Raw genomic sequence first — 22,003 nt, 5'->3', positions numbered from 1 at the left:
AAAGTTTACTATTTACAGGGATTTTCACTCCTTGACGATTCGCTGTCAATACCGGCGACACCGGCACCGGATCGTGGTCTGATCACTCAATGGACTTCGACGCGTACGAACGCAGGCTGTGGGCCGGACGCGCGGCGGACTACGATCGCGCGTTCGCGCGGATGACTGCGCACTCGACCGGGGCGTTGCTCGACACCGCCGAAGTCGCCCAGGGCACGAGGCTGCTGGACGTCGGCACCGGCTCGGGTGTGATGGCCGAGGCCGCGGCCGCCCGCGGCGCCCGGGTGACCGCCGTCGACGCAACCGGCGACGGGCAGGTCGCGCTACCGGTCGCCGCGCTCCTCGCCGCGGGCACCCGTTGACCGTCCGGGCTCGATTCATGAATCATGAGCCGCCGGTGTGCGACAACACGGCGGGGACCAGGGTGTCCCATGTGTCGGGCGGCGGCATCTGGTGCCCGACGTCCCGCAGCGGAAGCAACTGCGCGCCGGGGATCTCGCCCGCCAGCGCGACGGCGTGTTCGAACGGCAGCAGCGGATCGTCGGTCCCGTGGACGACCAGCGTGGGCAGGGCGATGTCACCGACCCGCAACCCGTAGGCGACACCGGGCTCGATGTGACGGTGGTTGGTCAGGCAGGCGGCGATGTCGCCGGTACGGTCGAGGACTCTGGCCAGGAGCCGCCGAAGATACGCCTCCTCCAGGCGGTGGGCACCGGCCAGCGCCATCTGCTCGTCCACGATCCAGTCGGTCACCGCGGCCCGGTCCGCCCAGGCCGGCTCCTGCCGTGCCGTGAAGAGTCGCGCCATCATGTCGCCGGACGGCGGCGGGAGGTTGCCGCGGAACGGGGCATTCGGGCGGATCCCCGGGCTGGTGGACAGCAGGGTCAGCGACAGCAGCCGGTCGGCGTGCGCCAGGGCGAGCCGCTGCGCGATCCCGCCTCCCAGCGACGCACCGACGACGTGGGCCGCGGACAGGCCGAGCCCGTCCAAAAGGCCCAGCGCGTCGTCCACGAGATCGTCGAAGCCGTACTTCGGCGCGCCCGGCGGGTAGCTCGTCGAGCGCCCGGTGTCCCGGTAGTCGTAGCGGACCACGAACCGGCCGCCTTCGGCCAGGGCCTCGCAGATGCGCGTGTCCCACCAGTCCATCGATTGGGCCGCTCCGGCGATGAGCAGCATCGCCGGAGCGCCTTGATCCCCGAAGCTCTGCAGACACTGGGCGGCCCCGTTGACGTCCATGAGCCGTTCGCGCGATCCCATCCACCCTCCCGCCGTCATGACGTCCGTCATCGAACACTCCCAAGGAGATGTCGAAACCACGCCGGCTGTTTCGACATTCTGACGACGGCGACGTTCCTACCGGCGGAGGCGGCGATGAAGTACCTGATCATGATCCACCACAACCAGAAGGCGCTGGAGACCTGGGGAGCGATGTCGGAGGCCGAGCGTGCCGAAGGCATGCAGGCGTACACCGCCTTCCACGAGGACCTGCTGAAGTCGGGCGAGCTGGTCGCGAACGAGGCGCTGGCCGACCCCTCCCAGGGCGTCCGGGTCACCGTGCGGGACGGCACGACGACGACCGCCGACGGCCCCTTCGCCGAGGCCAAGGAGCACCTGGCCGGCATCTACCTCGTCGACGTCAAGGACCGGGAGCGGGCGGTGGAGCTGGCCGCGCGGATCCCCGAGGCGTCGCTGGGTCTCGTCGAGGTACGGCCCGTCCAGTCGCTCGACGGGATATAGGTCTTCAGTACCTGAAAGGATCCGGGGGTCATCCGCTGGTCTCCAGCAGCCTGGCGGCCCTGGAGATGAGGTAGCGCTGCTCGGCGACGTTGAGGGTCCGGCACGCGGCCTGCTCGTACTGCTCGCGGGCGGCCTGGGTCTCCCCCGCCTCGTCGAGCAGATGCGCCCGTACGGCCAGCGACCGGTGGTGCGAGGCGAGGGTGGCGTCGGTCATGGCGGCCTCCAGCGCCGCCAGCCCGGCCCGCGGCCCGTACACCATGGCGAAGGCCACGATGCGGTTCAGGGTCACCATCGGACCGGAGGCGACCATCTGGAGCAGGTCGTAAAGGCCCAGGATCTGCGGCCAGTCGGTCTCCTCGGCGCTCGCCGCCTCATCGTGCACGGCCGCGATCGCCGCCTGAAGCTGGAACGGGCCGAGCGGCCCGTCGGCGAGCGTCTCGCTGATCAGGCCGATGCCCTCGGCGATGGCGCGGGAGTCCCACCGGCCGCGGTCCTGTTCGGCCAACGAGATCAGTTCCCCGCCGGGCCCCGTCCGGGCGGGGCGGCGAGCGTCGGTGAGCAGCATCAGCGCGAGCAGCCCGGCGACCTCCCCGTCCTCGGGCAGCCGCTCCCGCAGCTGCCGGGTCAGCCGGATCGCCTCCGTCGTCAGCTCCACGCGGTTCAGCGACGTGCCCGAACTGGCGGTGTGCCCCTCGTTGAAGATCAGATAGAGCACGTCCCTGACCGCGGCCACCCGCTGCGGCCGCTCCTGCGGCGATGGCATGCGGAACTCCGCACCGGTGACCTTGATCCGCTGCTTGGCGCGGCTGACACGCTGCCCCACGGTCGTCTCCGGGACCAGCAGCCCGCGAGCGATCTCCGCGGTGGTCAGCCCGCCGCAGGCGCGCAGCGTCAAGGCGACCTGTGACGGCCTGGTCAGCGCCGGGTGACAGCACAGGAACATCAAGGTCAGGGAGTCGTCCACCATGGACACAGGCTCGGGATCGACCGGGGTCAGCGCCGCCGCGACACCCTCGCGTCGCCGCCTGGCCGTCTCGCCCCGCCACATCTCGGTCCACCGCCGCGAGGCGACACGTGCCAGCCATCCCGTCGGGTTGCCGGGCACGCCTTCAACGGGCCATTGCACGGCCGCCGCCATCAGGGCCTCCTGGACGGCGTCCTCGCACATGTCGAACCCACCCCGGGCGCGCGACAGCGCGGCGAGCACGATCGGCGCCTGTTCCCGAAGAAGAGCTTCAATCGCGGTGGGCATCTCTCATCGACCCGGTCCATCGATCAATGGGCGAATTCCACGATGTCATCGATCAGCTCGGCGGGGACGGGCATCCGCTCGATCTCCGCGCGCGTTTCCGCGCACTCCCCCGGTGCGGAGCGTCAGTCCTCGATCCAGTCGTGCGAGGCGGCGAGCCGGATGACCCGCTCGCGGAGAAGCAGGATCTGCGCCGCGGTCAGCTCCGGCACCGCCGCGAGGAACGTCTCCGTGAGCTCGGTCCGGAAATCCTCCGTCGTCAGGATCTCGCACGTTCCGTCGTCGTCACGCGGACGAGGCGCACGCGCGGCCTTCGCCGGACCCTTGCGGGCACCGTCGGAGGCGGCCGGAACGACGCGGACGTCGTATCCCTTCGGGCCCCGATCGCCCTCCGTGACCTCGAACTCGACGCTCGTCCCCGGGGAGAAGGCGTACTTGTCGTCCAGAAGGTCGTTCGCGTGGACGAAGACGTCCTCGCCACCGTCCTCGGGGGCGACGAACCCGTATCCCCGTACCTCATCGAACCTTACGACACGTCCTCTGACCACCACATGAACCCCTTGACCATGACCACCGCGCACGATTTCACCGCATCTCGGGCGTCACGACGCCCGTCATCGACGAATCATAAGCGGCCACGGGCATCACTCGCGCTCGGTGAGGCCGTCGATCAGCAAGCCGAGGCCGAGGCCGAGCAGCCAGACGTCCTTGGCCAGGATGAGCCCCTGCTCGGTCGGGAAGACACTGCCTTCCCGACGCATCCCCGGCGTCCTGGCGTAAAGGCCCACCAGGCCCGCCGAGAAGGCGGCCAGGGCTCCCCCGGCCACGGCCGTCGGCACGACCGGGAGCAGCAACGCGGCGCCCACCGCCAACTCACCGGCGGACAGCAGCCGGACGAAGGTCTTGGGACCGACGGCGCCCAGGAACGGATAGGCGTTCGCGGCCATGCCGTGCAGCGTCTCGGCGGTCTGCTGGTCCGCTCCCCGCTTGCCCAGGCCCGAGTCGAGGAAGAACACGCCCGTGGCCAGCCGACCCGGGACGTGCCGCAGCCGTAGCGGACAACGCATGGGTCCCCCTTTCAACGGTCTCCTCCCTACGTACCCCGAACCCGCCGGGTGGCGCGGCCGTCAGCGGCCGTGTCTCCCTCGGGGACGGTGTCGGAGACGAGTACCCCGTCGCCGAGCTCGATCACCCGGTCGGCGTAGCCCATGATCAGCGGGTCGTGGGTGGCGACCACCGCGGTGACGCCCTCGTCGCGCACGATCGCGGCGATCAGCTGCATGATCGACCGAGCCGTCTCGGAGTCCAGCTGCCCGGTCGGCTCGTCGGCGAAGAGGATCCGCGGGGAATGGGCCAGTGCTCGGGCGATCGCGACCCGCTGCTGCTGGCCGCCGGACAGCTCGTACGGGCGCTGGTCGGCGTGGTCGGCCAGTCCCACCAGGGAGAGCAGCAGCCGGACCCGTTCCTCCCGCTGCCGCGCCGGGGCACGGCTGAGACGGAGCGGGACGCCGATGTTCTCCGCGGCCGACAGGACCGGGATGAGGGCGAACGTCTGGAAGACGAAGCCGACGACCTCGCGCCGCATGCGCTGCAGGGCGGTTTCGCCGAGCGCGGTCACCTCCTGGCCGGCGACCACAGCCCGCCCGGAGTCCGGCGTGTCCAGGCCGCCCAGGATGTTCAGCAACGTCGTCTTGCCCGCTCCGGAACGGCCTTTCACGGCCAGCAGCTGCCCTTCCGGCGCCGTGAAGCTCAGGTCCGTGAGCGCCTTCACCGGCACGCGCCCGGTCCGGTACGTCTTGGTCAGTCCCTCAACGCTGATCATGATCTTTCCCGTCCGGCCAGACCCCGATGTGGTCGGTCTCCAGGTTGAGCCGCACCCGGTCCTTCATCCCCAGGGCCGTGGTGAACTCGCGCGGGAGCTGCAGCCGCCCCGCGCGGTCGAGCACGGCGTACTCCTCGGCCGTCACCTGCCGGCGGCCGTCCTCGTCGAGTGTGGCGCGGCGGAGGATCTCACTGCTGGTACGGCCGTCCCGGATGCCCACCGTACGGTCGACGTTCCCGGCCACCTCCGCGTCGTGGGTGACGATGACGGTGGTCACTCCGAGTTCGGCGTTGACGCTCCGCAGGGCGCCGAAGATCTCGCCTCCGGTCGCCGTGTCGAGCTCTCCGGTGGGCTCATCCGCGAAGATGACCTTCGGCCGGTTGGCGGTCGCCACGGCGACGGCGACCCGCTGCTGCTCGCCGCCGGACATCTCCGCGGGCCGGGCGTCGGCTCGGTGCCCGATCCCCATGAGGTCCAGCAACTCCGTCACCCGGGCGCGGCGGTCCCGGCGCCCGTGGCCGGCGAACCGCATCGGCATCTCGATGTTCTCCGCCGCCGTGAGGTAGGGCAGCAGGTTCCGCGCGGTCTGCTGCCAGACGAAACCCACGACGTCGCGCCGGAACCGCAGCCTGTCCCGGCGCGACATGCCCAGGAGGTCGACCCCGGCGACCCTGGCGACGCCGGCGGTCGGTGTGTCCAGACCGGCCAGGATGTTCAGCAGGGTCGACTTGCCCGAGCCGGAGGCGCCGACGATCGCCACCATCTCGCCGCGCTCGATGAGCAGGTCGAGGCCTTGGAGGGCGATGACCTCGACGCCCTGGGACCGGTAGATCCGCACGAGGTTGTCGCAGATGACGTGGGCGTTCTCGCCGTATGCCGGACCCTGCCGGGTGGCGCGGCGCTCGAGCTCCGCGAGATCCGGCGTGGGACTGCTTCGATCGCTCACGGGCCTCCGCTCCGCAGGGTCTCGGCCGGCCGCCCGCGGCGCCGGCCGCGATATCGCTCAGTACGGTCATCACCGGCATGATGACCAGGCCGCCGCCGAGGACGGCCACCGACGGCAGGTCCGGAAGGTAGCGCGCTATCGGCAGCCCGCCGGTGTAGGCCCGCAGGTCGAGGGCCGGTCCGACGACCGAGGGCAGCACCGCGCCGAGCGCCCACCCGGCGACGGCCGCCGCGACCAGGGCCGGGACGACCTCGACGAGGGCCAGCCGGCGCGCCTCGCGACGGCTCAGGCCGAGCGCGCGCAGATAGGACACGACGCTGCCGCGTCGCCGCATCTCGGAGAGGAGCAGGAGCAGGAGCGCGAGCAGGCCGTAGCCGGCCGCGAAGAGCCCGCAGGCCTGGAAACCGGCCGCCATCATGTGGCCGAGGCGTCCCCCGGTGATGGCGTCGTGTTCGTTCCGGTAGGTGGTCACCCCGCCGGCGCCGAACTGTCCCAGGCCCTGGGCCTGAGCGGCACGGCGCAGCGCGGCGACGTCGAGACGGTCGCCTCGGATGAACACCGAGCCGGGCACCTGCCCGGCGGTGGCCTTGAAGACCGGCGCGTAGGGCACGACCACGAACCGGGCGTCGGCCGCCTGCCCCGGGAACCGTGCGATCACGCCCGCGTCGCCGAGCGGGAGCCGGAGTCCCGAGTCGGTGGTCAGGCTCAGCCCGCCGCCCTTGGCGTCTTTGGCCGCCGCCGGGGAGAACAGCGCCGGAAAGGCTCCGGCCGCGGCACGCGGCACGGGAATCCGCAGCGACGTCCCCGCCGTCGCATGCCGGTAGGCGCCGAGATCCACCGCCACGAGGGTGACGTCGCCCAAGGCGTACTCCCGCGAGGACAGATGCGCGGCGTCGATGACCTCGGCCGGCACGGCCGTGCGAACCCCGGGTGACCGGCGTACCCGGTCGATCGTCGCGGCGTCCAGGACCTGGGTGTCGACGCGCGCGTCGCCGCCGACCGACTGCCAGGTCGCGAGCCGCTGCGCCCGGCCGAGGCTCGCCTCGACCGTCGCGGTGAATCCGATGACCGCGAAGGTCAGGACCAGGAGCACGACGGGAAGCATCGCGGTGGCGCGCTGCCGGGACGCCTGGGCGAACCCGATGAACCCCACCGCGGACCGGCCACGCGCCAGGGCTCGGCAGATGAGCCGTAGCAGGGCGGAGCAGGTCCGCAGCGCGAGCAGGCCGGCCGCGATGGCCAGCAGGGCGGGCACCGCGGAGATGAGCGGATCGAGCCCTCCGGTCGGGGCGCCGCGCAGCCGGAGCAGGTACGTCGCGCCCACCGCGACCAGGACGACGGTTCCTTCGGCGACCGCCCGGCGGGCGGAGGAGCCGCCCGGGGCCGGCGCGTTCCGTCCGCGGGCGGCGGTCACCGCGGACAGCGCGATGACGATCGCGGCCACGGCCGCCGCGGAGACGGCCGAGACAGCCTGGGCCGGTCCGTCCACCAGCAGCGCGGCCGTGACCAGGCCGACGATCACGGCCGGCACCGTGACCGCCCCCACCACCATCGCGGTGATGACGGCGAGTTGGGTCCGGGAGGCTCCGCGGGCGGCCTGCGTGGACAGCGCCATCCGCATCCGGGCCGGCACCAGCCGGGCGGTGAGCGCCAGATCGCCGAGAGCGGCGGCGAACAGCCCGGCCAGGGCGAGGGACAGCAGCGTCCGCGTCGCGCTCAGCCGTCGCGCGAAGTCGTCCAGCACGTGGTCGAGCCGGGTGGACAGCGTGACGTTCTGACCGTCGACCGTGCCGTTGGCGATCGACTCGGCCGCCTGGTGGACGCCCTCCACCAGGGTGTGCGCGCGGCCGGCGGTGATGCGTACGGCGGACGGCGTGTACGTCCAGGTGACACCCACGTTCAGCTGGGTCGACGCGCAGAGTGCGTGGTATCCGGCGGGACTCAGCAACGCCGTCCCCAGGACGATCGTGTCGCCGCCCGGCGTCTGCTCCAGCTCGGCGTCCTCGAACCGGTGGTGCGCCGCCCAGTAGCCCGATCCGGGGTCGGCGGGGGTGAACAGACCGCTGATCCGTACGGTGAGACCGGGCTGGCTCTTGATGGGGATGACGTCACCGGTCGTGAACCCCATCTGCCGCGCGGCGCGAACCGGCAGCGCGGCCTCGATGCGAAGGCCCGCGCCCCTCTGCTCGGGCGGCCCGGCGGCACGGCCGGAGACGTACCGGAGGTGGCCGCTCGCGGTCGCCGAGATCCCGATCGACATCCGGACCGAGGGACTGTTCGCGGCGCGGCCGGGGACCGCGATGAAGTCGGTCCCCGCGTAGTGGTCGGACGCGCCGATCGTGTCTCTGAGCGGCCGCGGAAAGTCCTGCCGCCAGTGGCCGCTCAGGGTGGCGAGGCCGTCGGCGCTCCCGACCGGCCCCTTCCCACGAAATTGCGACTGGGCCGGGCCGACGGCGCGTGAGAGGACCGAGACCACGAGATCGGCGGACCCGGCGGGGGCGCCCGTGACGGCGTCTCTTACGGCTTTGTCGTACGAGGCGGCCGCCCAGCGCGGACCGGCGCCGACCAGGAAAGCGGTGACCGCCATGAGCAGGCCGAGGCCGACGAGGGCGGTCCACTGCGCGCGGGCGGCCCGGACGGCCAGGGGAAGCAGCCTCATCGGTCCTCCCCCACGCGCATGCAGCCCAGCCCGTTCCGGGTGAGGTGACGCACGAGGACCAGGAACGTCAGGGCGAACGCGGCGGTCATGCCCGCCACCATCGCCACGACCACCGGCCACTGGAGGACCACGTGGACGGGCGGGTACGGCGCGGTCGCCCGGACCGTGAGAACGACGTACGGCAGCACGAGGTGGGCGACGACGACGCCGAGGAGGACGCCGCCCAGCAGCCCCAGGCCGACGAGGAACCCCTGCTCGACCGCGATCAGCCCGACGACCTGCCGTCCGCTGACACCCAGGACCCGCAGGACCGCGAACTCGACGGCACGCTCCCGCGCCGACACGACCGTGTCCACGGCCAGACCGATGACGGCGAACACGATCGCGGCGGCGAAGCCCAGGACGAGAGCCCCCTGGAGCGATCCGCCCAGCGGCGTGTCGCGCAGTCGGTGACGCAGGGCGACCCGGTCGACGATCCGGTCGCCCCAGGCCGGATGGTCGTGCAGCGCCCGCGCGGTGGCCGCCGTGTCGCCATCGCGGGTGGCGAGCCACCATTCCGCCGGCTGCGTCGGGGTGACGCCCACCGCCAGCGACGCGTCGGCCAGCGCGGCCCAGTCCACGAGAACACCAGGGGAACCCGGCTCCGCCGACGGCAGCGCGGGCGCCACCCCGACGATCGTCAACGGCTGCTGGACGCCGTTCTCGGTGATCGTGATCCGGCCGCCGACGCCGGCGTGCGCGCGGGCCGCCAGTTCCCGGGTCACGATGGCCGGGATCGGTCCGGCGCGGTCCGTCGCCGCGCCGGCGGTCCGGTCCCCGGCGCGGAGCACCACGACGCCGGTCGTCGTCGCATTCGGGAAGTAGTAGTCGTCGCGTCCGGCCGGGAGCCTGGCCGTGACCAGGCCGCCGGCCTTGATCCCGGCCGTCTCGGACCCGCCGTCGCTCATCTCGACCTGACCGGTCCAGTGCGCGCCGGCCGGTCGCCGCGCGGGCGGGCCGAGCCGGTTCCCGGTACCTCCGCGGACCTCGGTCACCGTCAGGTCGGCCGGTCCGCCCGACGTCTGCGGGTAGGTGAAACGGAACCCGCGAACGGCGATCGGATAGGAGATGGCGCCGTCCCGGCCCGCGAGGCCCGCGACATCGGCGACCTGGAGGTGGGTGTCCCCATCGGCCGGCGCCTTTCCGAGGTCGATCTCGTACACGACGTCGAAGGCGTCGCTGACCAGCACGGACAGGGAGACGGGGAGGGCCTGCGGAGTCCGGCCGATCCGGAGCCCGACCGAGAGGCGTTCCGGCCGGCCGCTGACCGGCACGCCGGCGCCGCCGCCGGCCGCGCCGGCCTGTCGGCGCGTCGCTCCCCAGGGCCGTACGAGCCCGGAGCGTTCCGCCGAGCCTGCCGGAATCGACCGCGAGCAGCGCCGCGTCGGCGCCGCCGGTCGGGACGGTGTCCCGCAGCACCGGGCCGGCGGCGGTCACTCCGGGCAGAGCCGCGTACCGCCCGCCCTGCCCGGCGGCGGCCGGGGACGAGGGGCTCGCCGGGGCCGCGATCCGGAGGTCGGCGCCCGCCTGGAAATCCGCCTGGTCGAGCTGGGACCGCCGCCAGGTCGACCCGGTGGCCACGCACAGGACGCCGACCGCGACCGTCATCACCAGCAGCAGAACGGGGCCGGCGACGCGCAGCGGCCGGCGGCTGACCTGGTGAGCGCCCACCGCCAGCGCGAAGCCGCGCGAGAAGGAGGTGGCCCACTCGCCGGCGCGGGAGGCGATCGGGGCCACCCGCAGCAGCACCGCTCCCCCGGCGAGCAGCCCGAGCGACGGTCCGGCGACGATGAACGGATCGATACCGGCGTTCCCCGACGACGTCTCCAGGACCGGGCCCCGATAGTGCACGAGCCGCCACATCGCGAGGCCGGCCACCAGGACGAGCGCGAGGTCGGCTCCGGCCCGCTGGATGACGGCTTGGCGCCCTTCCCGTCCGCGTGACGTGATCGTGGCGACGTAGGTCCGCCGGATCCCGCCGAGAGACGGCAGCGCGAGCACGACGACGCAGATCAGCGCGGTGGCTGCCGCGACACTCCACGTCAGCGCCGAGGGCGGGAGCGCGACGTGCGTCCCGCTCGTGCGAAGGAGTGGCGTCGCGGCCGCGGCCCGGACGAGAAGCGGCGCCAGGAACGGTGCGGCCACCGCCGCCGGCACACTCACCACCGCGGCCTCGCCGACGGCGAAAAGCGCGAGTTGCCGGGCGCCGGCGCCCCGCGAGCGCATGAGCGCGGTCTCGACCTGCCGATGCCCCGCCAGCAGCCGGGCGAGGAGCAGAAGCGCCGTGGTGATCAGCATCAGCACCAGCAACGCGGGGATGAGCAGGGTCGAGCGCGTCACGAGCACCGCCCGCCCGACCTGTGTCAGCAGATCCGGCAGCGAGGAGTTGACCGAGTACCCCGTGCCGTCGGCGGCGCGCCTCCCCAGCGACGCGGGCAGGGCCCGGGCCCGTTCCTCGATGCCGTGCACCTGACCGGCGCCGATCGCGCCCATGTCCGGGAGGACGAGCCAGCGGACGGTGGCCGTGGCGGCGAACCGGGCGCTGAAGATCGCGGCGGGGACGACGAAGGGGCCGACGGTGGTGTAGTCGAGGCGTTCGACTCCCGTGGTGATCAGAGGGTCGCCGCCCCACACGTAGTCGTCGGACCGGTTCACCGAGAACAGCCCGCTGACGCGTACGGTGACCGGCGGCCCGCCCACGCGGCCATGGAGCGTCACGACGCGGCCGGCGGCCAGGCCCATGGCCCGCGCGGCCGGCTCGGGAAGCGCGGCCTCGACCACTCCACCCGGAGTCGCGGCCGGCCAGCGGCCCGTGTGCAACCGGGCGTGGGCCTCGATGCCGGAGTACGTCGCGAACACGGTCAGCCGTGGATGCGGCTTGCGCTCCTGACCTGGTACGACGTAGGAATCACCGGAGGCGCTCAGCGAGACGTCGGCCGGAACGCGTCCGTAGACGGTCCGCACCGCCGCCCGTACGTTCCGGTCCGCCGCCGGCATCCGCCCGGTCGGAACCGTCGTGGTGACCGTCGTGCCGGCCGTGCCGAAGCCGGCCGACGCGAGGGTGGCGTGAAGCCCCTCGCCGGTCACGGAGGCGGCGTACTCGCCGAGCGCGGCCAGGACGGTGGCGGCGAGCAGCGCCAGCACCGACGCGGCCACGGCCAGGGAACGCTGGGTGAGCGTCCGACGGAGAACTAACCGCCACCAACGGCCCACCCGTGTCCTCCCTCGCCCCCGAACGGCCGCTCGATGATCCACCCCGGACGGGCGGCTCGCAACACCGCTCAACTGATGATCATCGAGAGGACCGTACCGCCAGGTTCGCAGTTAGTAGAGGCGATTCGGCCACACATCCCTCCTTTAACGCCGATATCCGACCCTTCTGGTCGTGACGCACGCTCCGACGTCATATACATCGGATGTATCTATTGACCTTGATCCGCACGCGAGGTACACCTCTCTTGACCGAGACCGGCCGTAGGAGGCCTCGTGCGCAAGACCCTTTTGGCCCTGGCGACGTCCGCCCTCCTGCTCGGCGCCATGGCCGTGCCGTCCGCGGCGGTGCCCGCCCGGCCGTGGATGGACCGCTCCCTGTCGCCGCAGAAGCGGGCCGAACTGCTCGTGGCGCGGATGACGCTCGACGAGAAGGTCCTCGAGATCCACATGCTGGACGTGCCGGACCATCCACGCGAAGTGGCGGGCATCGAGCGGCTCGGCATCCCGGCTCTGAAGATCACCAACGGCCCGGCGGGCGCCGGGCCGGGCGACAGCTCCGCCGCCCAGCCGGCGACGGCCCTGCCCGCGGCGCTCGGCATGTCCGCGTCGTGGGATCCGCGGATGGCTGCGGCCTTCGGCCGGGTGGCCGGTCAGGAGGTCGCGGACCGCGGGGAGGGCCTCATCGAGGCGCCGGGGCTGAACATCACCCGCGTGCCGCGCAACGGCCGCAACTTCGAGTACCTCGGCGAGGACCCCTACCTCGCCGCGCGCATGGTGGTCCCGGAGGTCCAGGGCATCCAGGCCCAGGGCGTCATCGCCGAGGTCAAGCACTACGCGGCCAACAACCAGGAGACGGACCGCAAGACGATCAACGAGGTCGTCGACGAGCGCACGATGCGGGAGATCTACCTGCCCGCGTTCGAGGCCGCGGTGAAGCAGGGCCGGGCCGGCGCGGTCATGTGCGCCTACCCGAGCGTCAACGGGCAGTTCGGCTGCGAGAACACCCACCAGCTGAAGGCCGTGCTCCGCGGCGACTGGGGCTTCGACGGCTTCGTCCAGTCCGACTACACCGCGAACCACAGCACGGTCGCGTCGGCGCTGGCCGGTCTGGACCTGGACATGAAGCACGTCTACTACGGCGACGTGACCAAGGCCGCCGTCCTCGGCGGGCAGCTCGACGAGTCGGTCGTCGACCGGATGCTCGTGCGCCGGTTCGCGCAGATGTTCCGCTTCGGGCTCTTCGACCATCCGCGCACGCCCACGCCGATCCCGGCGCAGCGGGACGGCGCGATCGCCCGGTCGATCGCCGAGCAGAGCGCGGTCCTCCTCAAGAACAGCGGCGGGCAGTTGCCGCTGCACGGAGTGCGCTCCGTCGCGGTGATCGGCCCGTACGCGGGCGCGGCGCACACCGGTGGGGGCGGAAGCTCCGCGGTGACGCCGCTGTACACGGTCTCCCCGGTTGACGGGATCAAGAGCAAGGGCGTGGCCGTGACGTACGCCGACGGCGCCGACCCGGCGGCCGCCGCGGCCCTCGCCAAGTCCGCCGACGTCGCCGTCGTCATGGTCGGCAACAAGGACAAGGAGGGCGGCGACCGGCCGAACCTGTCGTTGCCCAACGGCCAGGACGGGCTCGTGTCGGCCGTCGCCGCGGCGAACCCGCGGACGGTCGTGGTCCTCAAGACCGGCGGTCCGGTGCTGATGCCGTGGCTCGCCCAGGTCCCCGCCGTCCTCGAGGCGTGGTACCCGGGCGAGGAGGACGGCAACGTCGTCGCCGACCTCCTCTTCGGCGACGCCGTCCCGTCGGGCAGGCTGCCCATGACCTTCCCGAAGGCCGAGAACGAGACGGCGGCGAACACGCCGCAGCAGTACCCCGGTGTGAACGGCACCGCGACCTACTCCGAGGGACTCGACGTCGGCTACCGCTGGTACGACGCGCACGGCGTGACGCCGCAGTTCCCGTTCGGCTACGGCCTGTCGTACACGACCTTCGCGACCCGTCACCTGAGCGTGTCAGGACAGGGCCGGGTCGCGTCCGTCGACGTGACGAACACCGGCACGCGTACCGGCGCCGACGTCGTTCAGCTGTACCTCGCGTCGCCCGCGTCCGCCGGTGAGCCACCACGCCGGCTCGCCGGCTTCGCGAAGGTCACGCTGCGGCCCGGCCAGACCCGGCACGTGACGGTGAGGCTCGACGACCACGCCTTCTCCGTCTGGGACACCGCGGCGGGTCGCTGGACCACGGTCCCGGGCCGGTACACCCTCTACGCGGGCGACTCTTCGCGCGACCTGTCCCTGCACGCGCCCGTCACCGTTCGGGGGCCGCGATGATCCGGGGCTGATCGTCGACCGGTGCGCGCGGTGGTGGATGATGCACTGATACCGCCGCACCGAGTCCCCGCCGCCGCAGGACGGCGGCCAACGAGGAGTCCCATGGATTTCGACGTCATCGTCGTCGGAGCCGGCCTGGCCGGTCTCGTGGCGGCCCACGAGCTCACCTCCCGTGGGAGGAAGGTCGCGCTGCTCGACCAGGAGAACGCCGCGAACCTCGGCGGGCAGGCGTTCTGGTCGTTCGGCGGGCTGTTCCTGGTCGACTCGCCGGAGCAGCGGCGCATGAGGGTGAAGGACTCCCTGGAGCTCGCCTGGAACGACTGGCAGGGCAGCGCCCAGTTCGACCGTGTCGAGGACGAGGACTCGTGGGCGGTTCGCTGGGCGCGTTCCTACGTCGAGTTCGCCGCCGGGGAGAAGCGTTCGTGGCTGGAGAGCCACGGCATCCGGCTGCTGCCGACGGTCGGCTGGGCCGAGCGCGGTGATCTGCGGGCGGACGGGCACGGCAACTCGGTGCCGCGCTTCCACATCGCCTGGGGCACCGGCACGGGCGTGGTGGCGCCGTTCGCGCGGAGCGCCCACCGAGCGGCCGACGCCGGGACGCTGACCTTCCACCACCGGCACCGGGTCGACGAACTCATCGTCGAGGCGGGCGCCGTGACCGGGGTGCGCGGCGTCCTGCTGGCCGACGACTCCGCACCGCGCGGCGTGGCCTCCAACCGGGACGTGGTCGGGGAGTTCGAGCTCACCGCCCAGGCCGTCATCGTCACCGCGGGCGGGATCGGCGCCAACCACGACCTGGTGCGCCGCTACTGGCCGGAACGGCTGGGCAGCCCACCCGAGCAGATGGTCACGGGGGTGCCGGCCCACGTCGACGGGCGAATGCTCGACATCACCGAGGCCGCCGGCGCCCGCCTGGTCAACCGCGACCGCATGTGGCACTACACCGAGGGCATCCAGAACTGGGATCCGATCTGGCCCGGTCACGGCATCCGCATCCTGCCCGGCCCGTCGTCGCTGTGGTTCGACGCCCTCGGCCGGCGCTGCCCGGCCCCCTGCCTGCCCGGCTACGACACGCTCAGCACCCTGCGGCACCTGCGCACCACCGAGGACATCGCCGGCCACGACCATTCCTGGTTCATCCTGACCCAGAAGATCCTGGAGAAGGAGTTCGCCCTGTCGGGGTCCGAGCAGAATCCCGACATCACCAGCGGCGACCGTAAGGCGTTCATGCGGGAGCGGCTGCTGAGCAAGGGCGCGCCCGGGCCGGTGGACGCTTTCAAGCGGCACGGCGCGGACTTCGTCGTCGCCGACACCCTGGACGACCTCGTCGCCAAGATGAACGGGCTCACCGAGGAGCCGCTCCTGGACCCGGCCGTCCTGCGCCGCCAGATCCAGGCGCGGGACTCCCAGATCGTCAACTCCTACAGCAAGGACGCCCAGGTCCAGGGCATCCGCAACTCACGGCGTTATCTCGGCGACCGGCTCGGCCGCACCGCCACGCCGCACCGGATCCTCGACCCCGCGGCCGGACCGCTGATCGGCGTCAAGCTGCACATCCTGACCCGCAAGACACTCGGCGGCATCCAGACCGACCTGGACTCCCGGGTCCTGGGCGCCGACGGGCGACCGATCGAGGGGCTGTACGCCGCGGGCGAGGTCGCCGGGTTCGGCGGCGGCGGGATGCACGGCTACAACGCCCTGGAAGGGACCTTCCTCGGCGGCTGCCTGCTGTCCGGACGCCGGGCCGGCCGCGCCGCCGCCGAGCAGATCGCCTGATCGCCGGCCGCGTCAGCAGTACGCCAGTGAGCCGTCCGGGCGGGTCGGCACGCGGCGTTCCCAGTGCACGTAGTCGTCCTCCGCCAGGGCCGCCTCGTCGATGGTGACCCCCCACCCGGGGCGGTCGGGCCGCAGTTCGAGGTGCCCGTCGACCGGGACGTACGGGTCGGGGCACCAGCTCGTCGTCTCGGGTTTGTACTCGAGGATCGAGAAGTTGCTGCACGCCGCGGCGAAGTGGACGTTGTGGGCGGTGGCCAGCGGGCCCATCGGGTTGTGGGGCGCCAGCATGGTGTTGAAGGTCTCGGCGATGGTCGCGATGCGCCGCAGCTGGGAGATGCCGCCGACCACGCAGATGTCGGGTTGGACGATGTCGGCGCCCCCGTGCGTGAGCAGCTGGAGGAACTCGTGCGGGGAGTACAGGCTCTCGCCCGTCGCGAGGGGAACCTGGAGCTCGCCGCGCAGGCGCCCCCACGAGGCGAAGTGCTCGGGGCGGATCGGCTCTTCGAGGAACAGGGGGTCCATCGGCGCGAGCGCGTTGCCCAGCTGGACCGCCTGATAGGGCTCGAAGATCTTGGCGTGGGCGTCGAAGGCGAAGTCGAACTCCGGGGAGCAGCTCCGCCTGACCGCCTGCGCCCACTCCGCCGCCTCGGCGACGACGAGACCCCACCGCGTGGCGTGGAGGTCACTCCGGAACGGGCTCAGCTTGAAGGCGGTGAAGCCGTACCGCTCGTGCAGCTCGGCGGTCCGCCGCCGGCAGTCGTCGGGGTCGGGCGCGGAGTACAGGCCGCAGTAGACCCGCACCCGGTCCCGTACGGCGCCGCCGAGCACCTGGTAGACCGGGACGCCGAGCGCCTTCGCGGCGATGTCCCACAGCGCGTGGTCGATGGCGGCGATCGCCGCCAGCCCGAGCGCCCCCTGGGGGAAGCGCGCGGTGCGGATCAGGAGCTGTGACAGGTACTCGACGCGCCGGGGGTCCTCGCCCCGGATCTGCCCGCCGAGGTAGTCCAGCAGCGGGACGAGCGCCAGGTCGGGACCGTGGTTGTAGGCCTCGCCCCACCCGCTGACGCCCTCGTCGGTGTCGACGCGCACCAGGACCCGGGGCCGCTCCCCCACGCGCTGGACGAACGAGCGCAGACCGCTGATCCTCATGAGGCCACCGCGCGGCCCGCCGACGGCAGGGGCAGCAGGTCGTCGGTCCTGGTCCAGTCCGCGATGATCCGGGCCACCATCTGTCGTTCCCGCTCGGGAAGGACCGTGCTGGGCGGCCGTACCGAGCGGTCGCACAGGCCGAGCTGGTGCATGGCCTCCTTCACGACACTGACGTTGTTGGCGCCCCGGTCGACCGCACGCAGGTGCTCGAACTGCGCGATCTCCTGAAGCATCCGCTCCGCCTGGGCGTAGTTCCCCTCGCGGAGCGCGTCCCTGAGCCGGAGTGAGAAGGCGGGGTTGACGTTCACGAGCCCGGAGGTGAAGCCCTCGGCGCCGTGAACGGCGTAGGACAGGGCGTACGGCTCGGCGAGCCCGGCGATCCAGACGAACCGGTCGGCGCCCACTTCCATGCGCAGCTGCGCGAAGCGGTTCACGTCCGCGACCGCGTACTTCAGCGCGATCACGTTGGGGCACAGGTCGCCCAGTCGCGTCAGCAGGCCGGCGTCCACCCAGGCGTTCCGCACGTAGAGCACCAGGGCCATGTCGGGCAGCGCGTCGGCGATCGCCCGGTGGTAGTCGAGCCAGCCGTCGGCCGAGACGTACGGGTGGACGGGCTGATGCACCATGACCATCCGGATGCCGCAGGCGGCCGCGTGACGCGCCTCGTCGACGGCGGTGGCGACGTCGTGGCCGATCCCGGCGAGCAGGTGCGCCCGCCCGTCGACGGCCTCCGCGGAGGCGGTGAGGAGCCGGTAACGTTCGTCGGCGTTCAGCGCGTAGAACTCGCCGGTGTTGCCGTTCGGGGTGAGCACACCGACGCCGGCGTCGACCAGACGTCCCAGCAACACCTTGAACAGCTCGACGTCGGGCGCTCCGTCGGCGAACGGCGTCACCGGGATGGCGACCACGTCGCGCAGCGCCTGCGAGAGCTCATCGAACGTCATGGCCGACCTCCGTGATCTGGCGGATCGCCCGCTCCCGGAACGCGCTGACGTGCTGCAGCACGAGCCGGGCCGCTTCCTCCGCCTGGCCGCTCAGGGCCGCGTCGAGGATCTCCCGGTGCTCGCGCGCCTCATCCTCCCAGGAGGGGCGCTGCGACCAGGCGTTCACCGAGATCAGGGCGGTCTGTTCGCGCAGCTGATCCAGCATCCCGACCAGGACGTCGTTGTCGCAGTCCGCGTACATGGCGCGGTGGAAGTCGCGGTTCGCGAGGCTGCGCGCCACCTCGTCGTGGGCGTTGTCCGCGGCCTCCAGGGCCTCCCGGGCCCGCTGGCCGCCGTCCCGCAGCCCCGCCTCGACACTCCGCTGCACGGCGACCGGCTCGATCAGGCACCGGGCGTCGAACACGTTGCGGGTGAGGCGCTCGTCGACGGTCCGCACCGCCGCTCCGCTGTAGTCGCTCATGGTGACCAGGCCGGCACCGCTGAGGATCTTGAGGGCCTCACGCACGGGGGTCTTGGAGACGCCGAAGCGGCCCGCGAGCTCCGCCTCGATCAGCGGACGGCCGGCCGGCAGCTCGCCGCTCAGGATGCCGCGACGCAGCGCTTCGAGAACCAGGCCGGTCCTCGAAGACGGCTTGATCGCACCCAATGCTGTCTCGCTCACCCACACTCCTTCGCTCGGGCGACGCCCCTGACGGCGTCTTGATGGCGGCCAAAAGATCATCGCACCGGCCGGGCACGTGGTGCCGGTCAACGAGCCAGGCGAGGGACTGCCACACCCCTGACGCGCTGATCTTGATGCGCCGAGATCGACCCTACCAGGCATCTCATATTTCGTATATGTTGTGCCGTCATATCGTATGCCATACGGTTGCGGAACGTCATCGCGGGACACGCAGTCCGCGGTCAACGAGAGGGAGAGCAGCGATGAAGCGTCAGCACAACCCGGTCGCGGCCCACAGCGCCGACGGCCTGCCCAGGCGCGGCTTCCTCCGAGCGGCGGCAGGTGTCGGCGTCGCCGCGGGCCTGGGATCGACGCTGAGCGCCTGCGGCGGCTCGGGGGGCTCCGGCGGCACCGTCACGCTGCAGCTGTGGGACACCGACACACGCCCGGAGCGCACCGCCAACCTCAAGAAGCTGATCTCGATGTTCGAGGCCAAGAATCCGGGCATCCGCATCAGCTACCTGGGTCTGCCGACCGACCAGTACATGCAGAAGATCAATACCGCGATCGCCACCCACTCCACCCCGGACCTGCTCACGCCGAAGGCGTCCGACATCGCCGCCCTCGTGGCGCAGAAGGCCCTCGCACCGCTGGACGATCGCCTGCGATCGGCCGGCCTCGAGCCACAGATCTCCCCTCAGATGCTCAAGTCCTCCCGGGCCGCCGCCCCCGACGGCAAGCTCTACCTGACGCCGGCCACCAGCCTCGCGGACGTGATCTACTACCGCGCCGACTGGTTCAAGCAGGCGAACCTGAAGCCGCCGGCGACGTGGGCGGACTTCGACGCGGCCGCCCGGCGCCTCACGAACGCGTCCTCGGGCCGCTTCGGCTACACGCTGCGCGGCGGCAACGGCTTCTTCGCCCAGATGGTGGAGATGATCTATCCGCGCGCGGGCGTGTCGACCTTCTACCGCGCCGACGGCACCTGCACGCTTGACGACCCCGCGGTCATCAGCGCCTGCGAGGCCTACGTCGCGCTGTTCGGCAAACAGACGGCGCGCAGCGACCTCACCGCCGACTTCAAGGCCATGGTGGCCCAGTTCGGCAAGGGCGGCGCCGGGATGCTCAGCCACAGCATCGGCTCCTACCCCAACCACGTCGCCGCCCTGGGGGCCGACAAGGTCGGCGTCGTCGCGCCCTTCCCCGCCACGGACCACCGGGTGCTGACCGGCTGGATGACCACCGGATTCGCGATGTTCAAGGCGAGCAAGCACCAGGACGCGGCCTGGAAGTTCCTCGCCTACACCATGGAGCAGGAGGGCAACAGCTTCTGGGCCCAGAAGTCCGGCTACCTCCCCGGCAACAAGGCGGTCGCCCAGGAGAAGTGGGTGACCGAGAACAAGGCCCTCAAGGCCGCCATGGACGCCGCCGCCGCGCCGGGCGCCGCGACGCTCGAGCAGCCGTACTACCTGCCGGAGTTCACCACCATCACCACCACCGACCTGCTCCCGCAGTGGCAGAAGGTCCTGCAGGGCGGCCTGTCCTCCCGTGACTTCCTCACCGCCGCCGCGGCCTCCCTCACGAAGGCCAAGAGCAAGTACGGCAAGGAGCACGGATGAGCGCGACGGCCGGACCGATCCGCCGTAAGAGGCCCGCGGGCGCCCGGTTGTTCGGGCCGCCCGCCGCCCATCCCTACCTGCTGATCGCGCCGGCGGTCGTGCTGGTCGCCGTCTTCCTCCTCTATCCGGTCCTCAGCGTCTTCTGGGGAAGCCTGCAGAACCACAACCTCACCCGCCCGCTCGACGACGGCTTCGCCGGCCTCGACAACTACCGGAAGATGCTGTCCGACGGCCTGTTCTGGCGGAGCCTGCGCTTCACCGGTCAGTGGGTGCTCGTCGAGGTGGGGCTGCAGTTCGCCCTCGGCCTGGCGCTGGCGCTGGTGCTGAACCGCACCTTCGTCGCCCGCGGCATGGCCCGGGCCCTCGCCTTCAGCCCGTGGGCGGTGTCCGGCATCCTGACCACGACGATCTGGCTGCTGCTCTACAACCCCACCACCGGAGTCGGCCACTACCTGGCGTCCATGGGCATCGGTGAGTACGGGACGTCGCTGCTCTCGGACCCGGGCACCAGCTTCTGGGCCCTGATCATCGCCGAACTGTGGAAGGGCATCCCCTTCTACGCCATCCTCATCCTCGCCGACCTCCAGTCGGTGCCGACCGAGCTGTACGAGGCCGCGGACGTCGACGGGGCCGGAGTGTTCCAGAAGTTCAGGGCGGTGACCTGGTCGCACATCCGCAAGGCCGTCGTCATCGCGACGCTGCTGCGGGCGGTCTGGGAGTTCAACAACGTCGACCTGCTGTACACCATGACCGCCGGCGGCCCCGCCAACTCGACCACCACGCTGCCGCTCTACGTGGCCCAGACCGCGATCCACAACCAGAACTTCGGGTACGGGTCCGCGCTCACCGTCGCGGCGTTCCTGCTCCTGACCTTCGCGTCCCTGGTCTACCTGCGCATCAGCAAGACGAACTTCGAGGAGGGCAAGTGAGCCTCGCCACCCGCGGCGACGTCCGGCAGGGCCCGGTGACATCTCCCCCGCGCGGGCGGACGACCGCCGCCACGGCCCGGCGGCGGAAGCGTTCCGTGGGAGACCGCCTCGCGCTGTGGGTACCACTGGCCCTGTTCCTGCTGTTCACGATCATGCCGCTGTACTGGATGGTGCTGTTCGCCTTCCGGCCGGCGGGCTCGACGTCCCTCCTGCCGTGGCCGGTCACGCTGGAGCACTTCCGGACCGTCTGGGAGGGCTCGGGGTTCGGCATCTACTTCCGCAACAGCATCATGGTCGCGGTCACCAGCCTCGTCGTGTCCACCGGGGTCGGCCTGCTCGGCGGGTACGCGCTCGCCCGCCTCGACTTCCGGGGCAAGAAGGTCTTCCTGGTCACGATGCTGTGCACCCAGTTCATCCCGGGCGCGATGATGCTCATCCCGCTCTTCCAGATCTTCAACACGCTGCGGCTCACGAACAGCCTGTGGAGCCTGGTCATCGCCGACACGGTCTTCCACCTGCCGCTGTCGCTCATCCTCATGTCCGGCTTCATCCGCAACGTGCCGGTCGAACTGGAAGCGGCGGCGCAGGTCGACGGGTGCGGCCGGATCCGGGCGTTCTGCGCGGTCGTGCTGCCCCTGCTCAAGCCGGGGATCGTCGCCGTCGGGTCGTTCGCGTTCATCAGCGCATGGAACAACTTCCTGTTCGCCATCATGTTCATCAGCTCGCAGGACAAGTTCACCGTGCCCGTGGGCCTGAGCTACCTCCTGGGCGACTTCGGGACCGACTTCGGCGCTCTCGCCGCCGGAGGCCTGATCGCCGTCGTTCCGGTCATCGTGCTCTTCGCGTACGTGCAGCGCTTCCTCATCCAGGGCCTGACCGCCGGCGCCGTGAAGGGCTGACGCCAGGGCCTCCCGCCGACGGCCCGGTCCGCA

At 71.7% G+C, this 22,003-nt stretch carries 19 protein-coding genes and 1 pseudogene; 9 read left to right on the top strand and 11 right to left on the bottom strand.

Annotated features, from left to right (window positions below):
* The first annotated feature begins 89 nt into the window (after positions 1-89).
* A complete protein-coding gene (locus tag ACYVF7_RS26170) occupies positions 90-362 on the top strand; it encodes a hypothetical protein (protein ID WP_460345860.1) in 273 nt (90 codons plus the stop codon).
* A gap of 22 nt (positions 363-384) precedes the next feature.
* Here the strand turns inward: ACYVF7_RS26170 and ACYVF7_RS26165 are convergent, their stop codons facing one another.
* Positions 385-1,287 (bottom strand): alpha/beta fold hydrolase, encoded by a 903-nt coding sequence (locus ACYVF7_RS26165; protein ID WP_460345857.1) that lies wholly within the window; start codon positions 1,285-1,287, stop codon positions 385-387.
* Positions 1,288-1,371: 84 nt separating this feature from the next.
* On the opposite strand from ACYVF7_RS26165, the gene ACYVF7_RS26160 reads away from it, so the two are divergent.
* Positions 1,372-1,737: a YciI family protein gene (locus tag ACYVF7_RS26160; RefSeq protein ID WP_460345854.1), complete on the top strand. Its 366-nt coding sequence runs from the start codon at positions 1,372-1,374 to the stop codon at positions 1,735-1,737.
* A gap of 28 nt (positions 1,738-1,765) precedes the next feature.
* Here the strand turns inward: ACYVF7_RS26160 and ACYVF7_RS26155 are convergent, their stop codons facing one another.
* The 7 genes and pseudogenes from ACYVF7_RS26155 to ACYVF7_RS26125 all read right to left on the bottom strand — a co-directional run bounded on the left by ACYVF7_RS26155 (position 1,766) and on the right by ACYVF7_RS26125 (position 9,726).
* Positions 1,766-2,989: an RNA polymerase sigma factor gene (locus ACYVF7_RS26155; protein ID WP_460345851.1), complete on the bottom strand. Its 1,224-nt coding sequence runs from the start codon at positions 2,987-2,989 to the stop codon at positions 1,766-1,768.
* A gap of 122 nt (positions 2,990-3,111) precedes the next feature.
* The gene (locus tag ACYVF7_RS26150) at positions 3,112-3,534 is read right to left on the bottom strand and encodes a cold-shock protein (RefSeq protein ID WP_460345848.1); all 423 of its coding nucleotides are present in this window, start codon (positions 3,532-3,534) and stop codon (positions 3,112-3,114) included.
* Between the two features lie 96 nt (positions 3,535-3,630).
* A complete protein-coding gene (locus tag ACYVF7_RS26145) occupies positions 3,631-4,053 on the bottom strand; it encodes a hypothetical protein (protein ID WP_460345845.1) in 423 nt (140 codons plus the stop codon).
* Between the two features lie 26 nt (positions 4,054-4,079).
* On the bottom strand, positions 4,080-4,808 hold the full coding sequence (locus ACYVF7_RS26140) for an ABC transporter ATP-binding protein (RefSeq protein WP_460345842.1): 729 nt from the start codon (positions 4,806-4,808) through the stop codon (positions 4,080-4,082).
* Entirely contained in the window at positions 4,795-5,571 is a 777-nt protein-coding gene (locus ACYVF7_RS26135) for an ABC transporter ATP-binding protein (RefSeq protein ID WP_460345840.1), read from the bottom strand. The genes ACYVF7_RS26140 and ACYVF7_RS26135 overlap by 14 nt, the downstream gene beginning before the upstream one ends.
* A 256-nt stretch (positions 5,572-5,827) precedes the next feature.
* Positions 5,828-6,169: pseudogene (locus ACYVF7_RS26130) on the bottom strand (FtsX-like permease family protein); the annotation flags it as partial.
* A 2,240-nt stretch (positions 6,170-8,409) separates the two neighbouring features.
* Entirely contained in the window at positions 8,410-9,726 is a 1,317-nt protein-coding gene (locus tag ACYVF7_RS26125; RefSeq protein WP_460345837.1) for an ABC transporter permease, read from the bottom strand.
* Between the two features lie 131 nt (positions 9,727-9,857).
* Here ACYVF7_RS26125 and ACYVF7_RS26120 point away from each other — a divergent pair, with 131 nt between their 5' ends.
* The 4 genes from ACYVF7_RS26120 (at position 9,858) to ACYVF7_RS26105 (ending at position 15,769) form a co-directional block, all read left to right on the top strand.
* Positions 9,858-10,115 (top strand): hypothetical protein, encoded by a 258-nt coding sequence (locus ACYVF7_RS26120; RefSeq protein ID WP_460345834.1) that lies wholly within the window; start codon positions 9,858-9,860, stop codon positions 10,113-10,115.
* A 621-nt stretch (positions 10,116-10,736) separates the two neighbouring features.
* Positions 10,737-10,925 carry a hypothetical protein gene (locus tag ACYVF7_RS26115; RefSeq protein WP_460345831.1) on the top strand — a complete coding sequence of 63 codons (189 nt, stop codon included), beginning with the start codon at positions 10,737-10,739 and terminating at the stop codon, positions 10,923-10,925.
* A 1,013-nt stretch (positions 10,926-11,938) separates the two neighbouring features.
* The gene (locus ACYVF7_RS26110) at positions 11,939-13,993 is read left to right on the top strand and encodes a beta-glucosidase (protein ID WP_460345828.1); all 2,055 of its coding nucleotides are present in this window, start codon (positions 11,939-11,941) and stop codon (positions 13,991-13,993) included.
* Between the two features lie 102 nt (positions 13,994-14,095).
* On the top strand, positions 14,096-15,769 hold the full coding sequence (locus ACYVF7_RS26105; protein ID WP_460345825.1) for an FAD-binding dehydrogenase: 1,674 nt from the start codon (positions 14,096-14,098) through the stop codon (positions 15,767-15,769).
* A gap of 12 nt (positions 15,770-15,781) precedes the next feature.
* Here the strand turns inward: ACYVF7_RS26105 and ACYVF7_RS26100 are convergent, their stop codons facing one another.
* Genes ACYVF7_RS26100 through ACYVF7_RS26090 form a run of 3 tightly spaced genes read right to left on the bottom strand, consistent with a single transcriptional unit; the run spans position 15,782 to position 18,523 of the window.
* Positions 15,782-16,918 (bottom strand): mandelate racemase/muconate lactonizing enzyme family protein, encoded by a 1,137-nt coding sequence (locus tag ACYVF7_RS26100; protein WP_460345822.1) that lies wholly within the window; start codon positions 16,916-16,918, stop codon positions 15,782-15,784.
* Entirely contained in the window at positions 16,915-17,862 is a 948-nt protein-coding gene (locus ACYVF7_RS26095) for a dihydrodipicolinate synthase family protein (protein WP_460345819.1), read from the bottom strand. Before ACYVF7_RS26095 ends, ACYVF7_RS26100 begins: the two co-directional genes overlap by 4 nt.
* Complete coding sequence (locus ACYVF7_RS26090; RefSeq protein WP_460345816.1) at positions 17,849-18,523, bottom strand: GntR family transcriptional regulator; 675 nt, start codon at positions 18,521-18,523, stop codon at positions 17,849-17,851. The genes ACYVF7_RS26095 and ACYVF7_RS26090 overlap by 14 nt, the downstream gene beginning before the upstream one ends.
* Before the next feature lie 263 nt (positions 18,524-18,786).
* Between ACYVF7_RS26090 and ACYVF7_RS26085 the strand changes: the two genes are divergently transcribed.
* Genes ACYVF7_RS26085 through ACYVF7_RS26075 form a run of 3 tightly spaced genes read left to right on the top strand, consistent with a single transcriptional unit; the run spans position 18,787 to position 21,970 of the window.
* On the top strand, positions 18,787-20,142 hold the full coding sequence (locus tag ACYVF7_RS26085; protein WP_460345813.1) for an ABC transporter substrate-binding protein: 1,356 nt from the start codon (positions 18,787-18,789) through the stop codon (positions 20,140-20,142).
* Positions 20,139-21,071 carry a carbohydrate ABC transporter permease gene (locus tag ACYVF7_RS26080; RefSeq protein WP_460345810.1) on the top strand — a complete coding sequence of 311 codons (933 nt, stop codon included), beginning with the start codon at positions 20,139-20,141 and terminating at the stop codon, positions 21,069-21,071. Before ACYVF7_RS26085 ends, ACYVF7_RS26080 begins: the two co-directional genes overlap by 4 nt.
* Positions 21,068-21,970 carry a carbohydrate ABC transporter permease gene (locus tag ACYVF7_RS26075; RefSeq protein WP_460345808.1) on the top strand — a complete coding sequence of 301 codons (903 nt, stop codon included), beginning with the start codon at positions 21,068-21,070 and terminating at the stop codon, positions 21,968-21,970. Before ACYVF7_RS26080 ends, ACYVF7_RS26075 begins: the two co-directional genes overlap by 4 nt.
* Positions 21,971-22,003 lie beyond the last annotated feature (33 nt).

This window comes from Actinoallomurus acanthiterrae, assembly GCF_054775715.1.
The sequence above is the reverse complement of the archived record's forward strand: the minus strand, read 5'-3'. Positions and strand labels throughout refer to the sequence as shown.

Excerpts from the sequence above, each read along its gene's own strand:
- ACYVF7_RS26135 (WP_460345840.1), bottom strand. The coding sequence starts at position 5,571 with ATGGTGGCGATCGTCGGCGCCTCCGGCTCGGGCAAGTCGACCCTGCTG.
- ACYVF7_RS26100 (WP_460345822.1), bottom strand. The coding sequence starts at position 16,918 with ATGAGGATCAGCGGTCTGCGCTCGTTCGTCCAGCGCGTGGGGGAGCGG.
- ACYVF7_RS26170 (WP_460345860.1), top strand. The coding sequence starts at position 90 with ATGGACTTCGACGCGTACGAACGCAGGCTGTGGGCCGGACGCGCGGCG.
- ACYVF7_RS26080 (WP_460345810.1), top strand. The coding sequence starts at position 20,139 with ATGAGCGCGACGGCCGGACCGATCCGCCGTAAGAGGCCCGCGGGCGCC.
- ACYVF7_RS26140 (WP_460345842.1), bottom strand. The coding sequence starts at position 4,808 with ATGATCAGCGTTGAGGGACTGACCAAGACGTACCGGACCGGGCGCGTG.
- ACYVF7_RS26145 (WP_460345845.1), bottom strand. The coding sequence starts at position 4,053 with ATGCGTTGTCCGCTACGGCTGCGGCACGTCCCGGGTCGGCTGGCCACG.
- ACYVF7_RS26095 (WP_460345819.1), bottom strand. The coding sequence starts at position 17,862 with ATGACGTTCGATGAGCTCTCGCAGGCGCTGCGCGACGTGGTCGCCATC.
- ACYVF7_RS26160 (WP_460345854.1), top strand. The coding sequence starts at position 1,372 with ATGAAGTACCTGATCATGATCCACCACAACCAGAAGGCGCTGGAGACC.
- ACYVF7_RS26105 (WP_460345825.1), top strand. The coding sequence starts at position 14,096 with ATGGATTTCGACGTCATCGTCGTCGGAGCCGGCCTGGCCGGTCTCGTG.
- ACYVF7_RS26165 (WP_460345857.1), bottom strand. The coding sequence starts at position 1,287 with ATGACGGACGTCATGACGGCGGGAGGGTGGATGGGATCGCGCGAACGG.
- ACYVF7_RS26085 (WP_460345813.1), top strand. The coding sequence starts at position 18,787 with ATGAAGCGTCAGCACAACCCGGTCGCGGCCCACAGCGCCGACGGCCTG.
- ACYVF7_RS26155 (WP_460345851.1), bottom strand. The coding sequence starts at position 2,989 with ATGCCCACCGCGATTGAAGCTCTTCTTCGGGAACAGGCGCCGATCGTG.